The organism is Pseudomonas sp. MD195_PC81_125, from assembly GCF_014060985.1.
GTDB classification, from domain to species: domain Bacteria; phylum Pseudomonadota; class Gammaproteobacteria; order Pseudomonadales; family Pseudomonadaceae; genus Aquipseudomonas; species Aquipseudomonas parakoreensis.
In genome coordinates, this window is record NZ_JABULD010000545.1 from 1 (window position 1) to 5,916 (window position 5,916).

The 5,916-nt window shown below is 58.4% G+C and carries 9 protein-coding genes; 5 read left to right on the forward strand and 4 right to left on the reverse strand.

What is annotated here, in order from left to right:
* Positions 1-815, reverse strand: an 815-nt coding sequence (locus HT737_RS21830; RefSeq protein WP_182403987.1) for a TIGR00730 family Rossman fold protein, incomplete at its 3' end; no start/stop codon positions are given.
* Between the two features lie 359 nt (positions 816-1,174).
* On the opposite strand from HT737_RS21830, the gene HT737_RS21835 reads away from it, so the two are divergent.
* A complete protein-coding gene (locus HT737_RS21835; protein WP_041072222.1) occupies positions 1,175-1,369 on the forward strand; it encodes a hypothetical protein in 195 nt (64 codons plus the stop codon).
* Here the strand turns inward: HT737_RS21835 and HT737_RS21840 are convergent, their stop codons facing one another.
* The gene (locus HT737_RS21840; RefSeq protein WP_041072220.1) at positions 1,370-1,795 is read right to left on the reverse strand and encodes a PA3611 family quorum-sensing-regulated virulence factor; all 426 of its coding nucleotides are present in this window, start codon (positions 1,793-1,795) and stop codon (positions 1,370-1,372) included.
* A gap of 190 nt (positions 1,796-1,985) precedes the next feature.
* On the opposite strand from HT737_RS21840, the gene HT737_RS21845 reads away from it, so the two are divergent.
* Complete coding sequence (locus tag HT737_RS21845) at positions 1,986-2,732, forward strand: tRNA-uridine aminocarboxypropyltransferase (protein ID WP_047292042.1); 747 nt, start codon at positions 1,986-1,988, stop codon at positions 2,730-2,732.
* A gap of 72 nt (positions 2,733-2,804) precedes the next feature.
* Here HT737_RS21845 and HT737_RS21850 read toward each other — a convergent pair whose 3' ends face one another.
* On the reverse strand, positions 2,805-2,963 hold the full coding sequence (locus HT737_RS21850; protein ID WP_155416796.1) for a hypothetical protein: 159 nt from the start codon (positions 2,961-2,963) through the stop codon (positions 2,805-2,807).
* Here HT737_RS21850 and erdR point away from each other — a divergent pair.
* Positions 2,956-3,606: a response regulator transcription factor ErdR gene (gene erdR / locus HT737_RS21855; protein WP_041072218.1), complete on the forward strand. Its 651-nt coding sequence runs from the start codon at positions 2,956-2,958 to the stop codon at positions 3,604-3,606. The two genes, HT737_RS21850 and erdR, sit on opposite strands and share 8 nt — an antisense overlap.
* A gap of 75 nt (positions 3,607-3,681) precedes the next feature.
* Entirely contained in the window at positions 3,682-4,044 is a 363-nt protein-coding gene (locus HT737_RS21860; RefSeq protein ID WP_042607041.1) for a diacylglycerol kinase, read from the forward strand.
* Here HT737_RS21860 and HT737_RS21865 read toward each other — a convergent pair.
* Positions 4,041-4,967: a LysR family transcriptional regulator gene (locus HT737_RS21865; RefSeq protein WP_007964377.1), complete on the reverse strand. Its 927-nt coding sequence runs from the start codon at positions 4,965-4,967 to the stop codon at positions 4,041-4,043. The two genes, HT737_RS21860 and HT737_RS21865, sit on opposite strands and share 4 nt — an antisense overlap.
* A gap of 132 nt (positions 4,968-5,099) precedes the next feature.
* Here HT737_RS21865 and fpr point away from each other — a divergent pair, with 132 nt between their 5' ends.
* Positions 5,100-5,879, forward strand: coding sequence for a ferredoxin-NADP reductase (fpr, locus tag HT737_RS21870; RefSeq protein ID WP_003222277.1), 780 nt, complete (start codon positions 5,100-5,102; stop codon positions 5,877-5,879).
* Positions 5,880-5,916 lie beyond the last annotated feature (37 nt).

The window sequence follows — 5,916 nt, forward strand, 5'->3', positions numbered from 1 at the left end:
CTGGAGTGGAAGTTGCTGTAAAACTGGTTGATTTGCTGCACCGCCTCATCGACGTTATAGACCAGTCGCATCAGTTTCAGGTCGGTGGGCAGGATGTAGCGGTTTTCTTCAAGTTGCTGGCGAATGAAATCCAGTGCGCTTTGCCAGAAAGTACCGCCCGGCACATCCAGCAATACCACGGGCACCAACGGACTTTTACCGGTCTGGATCAGGGTCAGGACTTCCAGTGCCTCGTCCAGTGTGCCAAACCCGCCAGGACACAGCACCAGCGCATCGGCTTCCTTGACGAAGAACAGTTTGCGGGTGAAGAAGAAGTGGAACGGCAGCAGGTTGCCTGTGCCGTCCACAGTCGGGTTGGCATGCTGTTCGAAGGGCAGGGTGATATTGAACCCGAGGCTGTGGTCACGTCCGGCACCTTCGTGCGCGGCGGCCATGATTCCGCCACCAGCGCCGGTGATGACCATCATGTCTGAACGTGTCAGGGCCGCGCCGAGTTCCCGGGCCATTGCATACAGAGGATGCTCGACCGGCGTGCGTGCCGAGCCGAACACGGTGACCTTGCGTCGCCCCTTGAATTGTTCCAGCACCCGGAACGCCTGCTCCAGTTCACGCAGGGCCTGCAGGGTAATCTTGGCGTTCCAGCGGTTGTGATCTTCCTGGGCCATGCGCAGCACGGTCAGGATCATGTCGCGATAGATCGGCAGGTTCGGGCTGTTGGGAGAAACCTGGTTGAGTTGTTCTTCGACCTTGTTGATGAGGTCGGGAAGTTGTTCCTGAAAATGCCGGCTGAGCAGGTCATTCGGTTGGTAAGGCATTCAACGTCTCCTTCTGCACAGAGCTTGTGGCCCTGACGTGCGGCGTCAGTGCCGCGCTGCAAAAAAACACACACTCGGCAGCTCCTTGTCCTGCCGTGAACAGATGATCGGGAATACTTTGAATCTAGACCCTCGCGAGCCATTGCGCTGAGTTGATCATTACGCCGAGCAGTATTTTCTGGCAGGCCTTGGGTATCGATTGGCAAAGAATGTTCACCGCTCGTCCGAACGTACGCCGTAGAGCAATCGCTCTGATTTACTAACTTACAGGCACTGTACGACAGCTTGGAGTCAGCCGACGTACGCAGGGTGCGCGCTTTTCAGGGATTCGCGGGTAGCAGGCAAGGAGGCGGGGATAGATGGCCAGAGTGGTTCTGGAAATCGATACGCAGCTGTATCGGATGTTGAAAGCGTCAGCCGAGGCCAATCAAGTCAGTCTCGAAGAGGAGTGCTGCCGACGTCTGGCGGGTGGTGAACGGCGTTCACGCTATTTACAGGCCCTGGTGGCCGAATTGCGCGCCGAGGATGAACAGCGGCGCGCCAATACCCGGTGATTACTTCTTCTTCGCCGGGGCCGCTTTCGGGCAATCGGAATCCTGATAGCTGGCCGAGCCGATGGCTTTGTTGGTTTTATATTCAGTGAAGTCGTAACGCATGACCGCGCCTTTGGCCATCAGCTTGCGGTACGACGGGTTATTGCACACCGAAGCACCCAGCTGGAAATACACCGCTTTTGGATCAGCGCGCATCTTTTCGGCGTGGCTGGCCTGCACGCTCAGGTGGTTGATCAGGGTGATGCCTTCAACGGTGTAGCCCTGATCGAGAATGTCTTCGTTGATCGCCCGTGGCGTACCGACGCTGCTTTGTTCGGCGATGTTGCGCAGTTCTTTGTTCAGATTCTGCTCTTTCAACGACGCTGCTTGTGCGCTGAAGGACAACGCCAGCGCGATGGCGGCGGTGGGAACGATAAGGCGCAGCATGAAACTCTCCTGATTCAGTGACTGGTGGTTCGACCAGCCCTGTGGCTGTGCGTTCAGTGGCGCAGGATTATAGGGGAGCCGGTCGGGACGGTACAGGTTTGCGCTCGCCGCTCTGGTAAACTGCCGGCCTTTTATTACTTTGCCGAGTGCTGTGCGTGTCGAGTTTTCCTGCTGTGGTGCGTTGCCTGTGATCAAACATGCCCCCAACGCTGTAGCCCGTTTGCGCGACCAGCGCGAGGACGAGGGCATCAAGCCGATTCAGGCCCGAGGTTTTCGCTCCGAACGTTGCCGCGACTGCCGGGTGATCATCAGCCATTGCCTGTGCGCCTGGCGACCAACGGTCGAGTCCCGTTCCGGCGTGTGCCTGATCATGACCGGCAAGGAAGTGTTCAAACCGAGCAACACCGGCTGGCTGATTGCCGATGTGGTGCGCGACAACCACGCGTTCATCTGGTCGCGCACCGAGCCTGACCCGCAGATGCTCGCGCTGCTCAACGACCCGCAATGGCAGCCGTACCTGGTATTTCCTGGCGAATACGTAGAACCGTCACGGGTGACCAACACCGTCGCCGTCGATTGCAGCAAGCGTCCGCTGTTCATTTTGCTGGATGCAACCTGGACCGAGGCGCGCAAGATCTTCCGCAAGAGTCCGTATTTCGATCGCTTGCCGATTCTCAGCCTGTTGCCCGACAGACTCTCGCGTTATCGCCTGCGTCGCTCCACCCGTAGCGAACACCTGTGCACCGCCGAAGTTGCGGCGTTGTGCCTCGAATTGGCGGGGGACAGCGATGCGGCCTCGGCACTGGACGCGTATTTCGATGTGTTCAGCCAGCATTACCTGGGCGCCAAACAACAGCTGGACATGAACGAGTCGACCCCGGCCCACGCCGAGTTGTTGCCTTATATACGAAAGCCGCAGGCAGTGTTGGCGCCATAGTGGCCCATACTTCACGCAGCGGCGGCGGTGCTGCTTGACCACCCCGGCTTCGCTGGGCATGCTTGGCGCCGATTAGGGTGCGGCCAAGGTTTGAAACGCCGTGTTTGCTTGTGATTGGCGTTGAACGTGCCCCTGTGGATAGCGCTGTGCAGCGCTCTCTTGAGTTGCTTTGGCGAGGCCCGAATGCGTCGGGTCTGCCATCAAAAACAGGATCATTTGAATAATGGCCACATACGACATCCTGATTGCCGATGATCACCCTCTGTTTCGTAGCGCACTGCATCAAGCGGTGACTCTGGGCCTTGGCCCGGATGTACGACTGGTGGAGGTGGCGAGCATCGCCGAGCTGGAAGCGCGCCTGACCGAAAAGTCCGACTGGGATCTGGTCCTGCTGGATCTGAACATGCCCGGCGCTTTCGGCTTTTCCGGTCTGGTCATGCTGCGCGGTCAATATCCGCAGATTCCGGTGGTGATGGTCTCGGCGCAGGAAGAGGCCTCGGTCATGGTCAAGTCCCGCGAGTTCGGTGCCAGTGGCTTTATTCCCAAGTCCAGCGACCTGAGCATGATTCAGCAAGCCGTGCGCAAGGTGCTCGATGGCGACGTGTTCTGGCCACCGCAGGCGTTCGAAGCGGTCAGCGTCTCCGCCGAAGCCAAAGCTGCCAGCGACGGCCTTGCCAGCCTGACTCCGCAACAGTTCCGCGTATTGACCATGGTCTGCGAAGGCCTGCTGAACAAGCAGATTGCCTATGAGCTGAACGTGTCCGAAGCGACCATCAAGGCTCACGTTACGGCGATCTTTCGCAAGTTGAACGTACGCACCCGGACACAGGCGGCATTACTTCTGCAACAACTTGAGTCAATTCCGAGCCAATAAAGGCTGGCGTCTTCACGCTTTTTTTGACTTTTGTTGCTCTAGCTTTCCCACTCCTTTCTGGTTGGTTTTTACCTTATGTCACCTTTCAAGGGCCAGACCGGCCTGAAACGCATCCTCAACGCTTCCGGTTATTCGCTGGACGGCCTGCGCGCAGCCTTCACCGGCGAAGCGGCATTTCGCCAACTGGTGCTGCTTAATGTGGTGCTGATTCCGCTGACGTTTTTCCTGAATGTCAGCCGCGTCGAACAGGCAGTGCTGATCGCCGTCTGCCTGCTGGCGCTGATCGTCGAGTTGTTGAACTCGGCAGTAGAAGCGGCGATTGACCGCATTTCCCTGGAACTTCACCCACTGTCCAAGAACGCCAAGGACATGGGCAGCGCCGCGCAATTCGTGGCCCTGAGCATGATTGCCCTGGTGTGGGCGGTGATTCTGCTTTAAGCGATACTTGGCAAGACGATCTCGTCGCTGCGCTGCACCCCGGCGGTGAAAGCGCGGCACAGATCGAGAAACTCGCGCATGGCCGACGTCTGATACTTCTGCTTGTGCCAGATGAAGTAGAACTGCCGCGCCAGATCCAGATCCGGGGTTTCCACCGCCACCAGGCTGCCGCGCCGAAACGCATCGCGCAGCGCCAGCCGCGAAATACAGCCAATCCCCAATCCTGATTCCACCGCGCGTTTGATCGCTTCAGTGTGCTCCAGCTCCAGACGGATATTCAGCGCACTGCGATGGTGACGCATGGCCTGATCGAACGTCAGCCGCGTACCGGAGCCTTGTTCGCGCAGAATCCACGCTTCGTGCGTCAACTCTTCCATGGTCGCGCTGCCGCGTTTGGCCAACGGATGTTGCGGCGCGCAGAACACCACCAGCTCATCTTCGACCCAGCTCTGCACTTCGATGTCCGGGTGGCTGCAGTCACCTTCGATTAGACCCAGATCAATTTCGTAGTGGGCGACTTGATGCACGATATTGGCCGTGTTCTGTACATGCAGCTTTACCTGGCTTTCGGGATGGCGCTGCATGAAGCCGCCGATCAACAGGGTCGCCAGGTAATTGCCGATGGTCAGGGTGGCACCCACCGACAGTGAGCCGAAACCGGATTTGCCGTTGAGCAGGTCTTCGATTTCCTTGGACTGATCAAGCAGGGCCACCGCTTGCGGCAGCAGCTGTTTGCCCAGAGCATTGAGGCTCAGGCGTTTGCCGGCGCGGTCGAACAGCTGGCAGCTGGACTGGCGCTCCAGTTCGGTAATAGAGGTGCTTGCCGCCGATTGCGAGAGGTTGAGCAGACCCGCAGCACGGGATACGCTTTCCTGCTGGGCGACGGCGACGAAGACTTGCAGTTGACGAAGAGTAAATCGCATATCGATATAACCGATAACCCTTATCTTAATAATCCAGTTAACAGATATTGTCGTCGCTATTAGAATGCGTTGCAATTGCGCACTGTCGGCCGCAAGGCGAGCGCAGACCCAATATCCAGGAGTCCCACGTACATGAGCAACATGAACCACGAGCGTGTCCTCAGTGTTCATCACTGGAATGACACTCTGTTCAGCTTCAAGTGCACCCGCGATCCGGGCCTGCGCTTCGAGAACGGTCAGTTCGTGATGATCGGCCTGCAACAGCCAAATGGCCGCCCGCTTATGCGCGCTTACTCGATCGCCAGCCCGAACTGGGAAGAGCATCTCGAGTTCTTCAGCATCAAAGTGCCTGATGGTCCGCTGACTTCGCAGTTGCAGCACCTGAAGGAAGGCGACGAGATCATCATCTCGAAGAAGCCTACCGGCACTCTGGTACTGGACGACCTGAACCCGGGCAAGCACCTGTATCTGCTGAGCACCGGCACGGGTCTGGCGCCGTTCATGAGCGTGATTCAGGACCCGGAAACCTACGAGCGCTTTGAAAAAGTGATCCTGGTGCACGGCGTGCGCTACGTCAATGAAGTCGCCTATCGCGAGTTCATCACCGAGCACCTGCCGCAGAACGAGTTCTTCGGTGAAGCGCTGCGTGACAAGCTGATCTACTACCCGACCGTGACCCGCGAGCCGTTCGAGAACCAGGGCCGTCTGACCGATCTGATGCGCAGCGGCAAGCTGTTCAGCGACATCGGCCTGCCACCGATCAACCCGCAGGACGACCGCGCGATGATCTGCGGCAGCCCGAGCATGCTCGACGAGACCAGCGAAGTGCTCGACAGCTTCGGCCTGAAGATCTCGGCGCGGATGCGCGAGCCGGGTGATTACTTGATCGAGCGTGCGTTCGTCGAGAAGTAAGCCCCACGAAAAAGCCCCCATTGCCGGCGAAGGCAAT

Bases quoted from the DNA above. Each gene is read 5' to 3' on its own strand.
- erdR (WP_041072218.1), top strand. From the start codon at position 2,956: ATGGCCACATACGACATCCTGATTGCCGATGATCACCCTCTGTTTCGT.
- HT737_RS21840 (WP_041072220.1), bottom strand. From the start codon at position 1,795: ATGCTGCGCCTTATCGTTCCCACCGCCGCCATCGCGCTGGCGTTGTCC.
- fpr (WP_003222277.1), top strand. From the start codon at position 5,100: ATGAGCAACATGAACCACGAGCGTGTCCTCAGTGTTCATCACTGGAAT.
- HT737_RS21865 (WP_007964377.1), bottom strand. From the start codon at position 4,967: ATGCGATTTACTCTTCGTCAACTGCAAGTCTTCGTCGCCGTCGCCCAG.
- HT737_RS21860 (WP_042607041.1), top strand. From the start codon at position 3,682: ATGTCACCTTTCAAGGGCCAGACCGGCCTGAAACGCATCCTCAACGCT.
- HT737_RS21835 (WP_041072222.1), top strand. From the start codon at position 1,175: ATGGCCAGAGTGGTTCTGGAAATCGATACGCAGCTGTATCGGATGTTG.